Source organism: Thermogutta sp., assembly GCF_014359955.1.
GTDB lineage: Bacteria > Planctomycetota > Planctomycetia > Pirellulales > Thermoguttaceae > Thermogutta.
Genome location: NZ_JACIYL010000477.1, coordinates 1 through 3431 on the forward strand (window position 1 = coordinate 1; position 3431 = coordinate 3431).

General features: G+C 58.8%; 2 protein-coding genes and 1 pseudogene. 1 reads left to right on the top strand and 2 read right to left on the bottom strand.

The annotated features are described in order from the left end of the window. Window positions 1-104: 104 nt before the first annotated feature. Complete coding sequence (locus H5U08_RS13225; protein ID WP_297033894.1) at window positions 105-959, top strand: fumarylacetoacetate hydrolase family protein; 855 nt, start codon at window positions 105-107, stop codon at window positions 957-959. 68 nt (window positions 960-1027) lie between these two features. Here the strand turns inward: H5U08_RS13225 and H5U08_RS13230 are convergent, their stop codons facing one another. Both H5U08_RS13230 and H5U08_RS13235 read right to left on the bottom strand, forming a co-directional pair. Next, the gene (locus H5U08_RS13230; protein ID WP_297033897.1) at window positions 1028-3208 is read right to left on the bottom strand and encodes an amylo-alpha-1,6-glucosidase; all 2181 of its coding nucleotides are present in this window, start codon (window positions 3206-3208) and stop codon (window positions 1028-1030) included. Between the two features lie 34 nt (window positions 3209-3242). Beyond that, a pseudogene (locus H5U08_RS13235) lies at window positions 3243-3431 on the bottom strand (hypothetical protein); the annotation flags it as partial.

Sequence of the window (3431 nt, forward strand, 5' to 3'; positions counted from 1 at the left end):
AGGCTGGATATTTCATCCTGGCCTGATATACTCGTACCAATTACCGTCGTCCCAAACATGGTGATGAAGAAGGAGAGCACTGCGGATTATTGAAGGGTTTTGCCATGCGGTTAGTTTCCTACGCCACGCCGGATGGACCTCGCGCAGCGATCGTCCGTGACGGCGAGATCATTGATCTCCATCAGAATGAACCAGCACTGGCCACGGATCTTGGCGCGGTTCTTGCCATGGGCGAAGATGCCTGGCCCTTTCTCAAGAGGGTCGTGGAGCGAGGCAATGCGCTGGCCGAGACTGTGCGGCTGACAGCCCCTATCCCCAGGCCTCGCAAGGTCATCTGCGTGGGACTCAACTACGCAGACCATGCCGCCGAAACGGGCGCCACACCGCCACCCGAGCCAGTCATTTTCAACAAATTTCCCACCACCATCATCGGGCCGGAGGAAGCCATCCATTTGCCTGCCGATTCTAACGAGGTGGATTATGAGGCCGAGCTGGTGGTTGTCATCGGGCGGAGTGGCCGACGGATTCCGGAACAAGAGGCGATGCGTTACGTGGCGGGATACATGTGCGGCAATGACGTGTCAGCACGGGACTGGCAGCTCAAAAAGCCGGGTGGCCAGTGGCTGCTGGGCAAATCCTTCGACACGTTCGCGCCCACAGGACCGTACCTGGTGACCAAGGACGAAGTCGAGAATCCGCACGACCTGGGTATTCGGCTCATTCTCAATGGAAACGTCATGCAGGACTCGCGGACCAGCCAGTTCCTTTTCTCAATTCCTCGGCTGATTGCGTACGTGTCCCGCGTCTGCACGCTGGAGCCCGGCGACCTCATCTTCACGGGAACCCCCGGCGGCGTAGGCTTTACCAGGAATCCTCCCGTTTTTTTAAAGGCGGGGGACGTTGTGGAGGTGGAAATCGAGGGGATCGGCAAGCTGAGAAACCCGGTAGCGGCACCCTAGCCGGAGACTCGCTCCAAACCGCGCGGTGGCCGGCAGTCCGATCAAATCCGACCCGATTCACCGGGGCCTCAAAGGATGACCTCCAATTCCACCGGGCCTTCCCGTTTGAGGACATGGGCGGCCACCGTGTTCCCATGCCGTTGCAGAAATATGTCCAGCCGGGAATGACCCAGGCGCAAGTTGCGGATGGTCAGCCAGTCGATGCACGGCGGAAGCTGAGGGTGAACAAGTCGCACGGTGTTGGTGGCAGGACTGAAGTCCACGCCCAGGCAGGCCCCCAGAAGGGCAAACGGTGCGGCTGCTGCCCAGGCCTGAGGTGCGCACGCTACCGGATAGAACGTCGGTCCTTTATCCCGCTCTCTCTGAAAGCCGCAATAAAGCTCCGGAAGACGTCGCAGGTCCATGTGGGATGCCGCACTCAGAATGGCCATCGTCAATCGTGTCAATTCCTCTTTGAAGCCGTAGCGTGAAAGCCCCAGGCCGATCAGGGCGTTGTCATGGGGCCAAACTGAGCCATTATGATAGGATGCGGGGTTGTAGCGGATCTCTTTTCGGCTGACGGTGCGAATACCCCAACCACTGTACAGATCGGAACTGAAAAGTGCCTGAACCACTTTTTGAGCGCGATCCGAACGCGGCAAACCCGTGAACAAAAGCTGGCCGGCGTTGGATGTGCGGACGCGGCAGGGTGTTTTGTTGCCATCCAGCGCCAGGGCGTAAAATTCCAGGTCGTCGCACCAGAAGGCCTCCTCAAAGCGATTCCGTAATTTTTCTTTTTTCTCCTCCAGCGATACTGCAAGTGCCAGATCGTTCATCTCGGTCGCCAGCCGAACGCCGAGGTCATAGGCCATGTACACATAGCCCTGGACCTCCACGAGTGCGATGGGAGGTTGAGCGAGTTGCCCGTCGGAGTGAAAAACGGCGTCGCCGGAATCTTTCCATCCCTGGTTGGCCAGACCGCTGCTTGCCCGACTGTAGTATTCCACAAAACCGTCCCCATCCTGGTCGCCGTAGTTTTCAATCCATTCCAAAGCCCGGCGGATAGCCGGCCAGAGGGCTTCCAGCGTGGGCCGGTCGTTGGTGCGATGCCAGTAGAGTCCGGCAAGAATGATGAAAAGCGGCGTGGCATCCACCGATCCGTAGTATTGCCTGAAGGGGATCTCTCCCAGTCGAGCCAGCTCGCACTGCCGCATTTCGTGGAGAATCTTCCCCGGTTCCGCATCCGCCCGCGGATCGTCGTGAGTCGCCTGATGAGCGGCGAGGAAATTCAGCACGCCCCGGGCAATTTCAGGATCGATCCAGAGCATCTCAATGGCGGTGATAAGGCCGTCCCGGCCGAAGGCCGTGGAATACCATGGGATGCCCGCATAGGGATACGGCCCCCAGGGCGTGTCCGTGACGAGCATGGTCAGGTCCGCCATGGACTGGCAAAGGATTTCGTTCACCGTTTCGTTGGATGTTTCCAGCGCGGCCGCCCGTCCTGCCGCGTTGAGGAGAGCCCGTCGCGCTCGACGAACACTTCGGGCAAAATCGCGTTGGTGTGTTGCCTGGTTGTCAACCTGACACTCGACAATGACCTTGATCCGGCAGCGATCCTTCGGCCCAAGCCGTAGCACAAACTGCGCTTCGGTGGCCGCAAGGTGATCGGGTGCGGGATCAAAAGTCACCACCGTCGCCCGAGGCAGCCCATCGAGCGCGTGGTAGATAAACCGAAGCCGATCGGGTCTCTCGACGCGGGCCTCCACGTGGCCCCTTGTTTCGCGCTGGAATCCTCGTACTTCAAAAAGGTCGGCGAAGTCCGCACCGAATTCCAGCGCCAGTTCAAAAACATGCTCCACCGTGTCGAAGTTCCTCAGAGTGAGGACCTCATAGCAGGCGGTTTGCCACAGGAACTTGGACCTCCGGATGTGTATGGCACCCTTGGGCAACACGAGGGTGTGATCCCGAAAGACGTCGTGGTTCGTTAAATCCACGTTCAACAGGGCATTATTCCGCTGAACGGTGGAGCTGAGCAAAAGCGGTCGTTGCCCCTCGATCTTCAAAATCAGGCGGGAAAGAAACCGCGTGTCAAGATGATAGATGCCTTCCGGAGTTCGATCCCCAACCACGATGTCGCCATAATGGTCGAACATGGCGAACGTATCACCATGCTTGAGCGTCCGCGGACGCCGTTCAAAAAGCGAACTCGTGGCAGGGATATAAAACTCCGGAACGGCGGTTTCCTTGAAGGGCCAGGTTCCCGTGCTCATTGATGACTCCCGCGATCTTGCCGTCAGAGGGATCTCAGACCTGTGCCAGAACAGCTTCGCCCGCTTTGTCACCGGCTTCAAGCAGGCGATTGTAAATGGCGAGGTAATCGGCGGCCATGCGCTGGACGGTGAATCGTTCCTCAAATTGGCGTCGCACGCCGTATCGGTCCAGCCGCTCCACCTGCTTGAGTGCTTCCACGGCTGCGTCGATCGAATCGACGAT

What these genes read in the sequence shown, in the direction of transcription:
- H5U08_RS13225 (WP_297033894.1), top strand. Translation starts at nt 105, where the DNA reads ATGCGGTTAGTTTCCTACGCCACGCCGGATGGACCTCGCGCAGCGATC.
- H5U08_RS13230 (WP_297033897.1), bottom strand. Translation starts at nt 3,208, where the DNA reads ATGAGCACGGGAACCTGGCCCTTCAAGGAAACCGCCGTTCCGGAGTTT.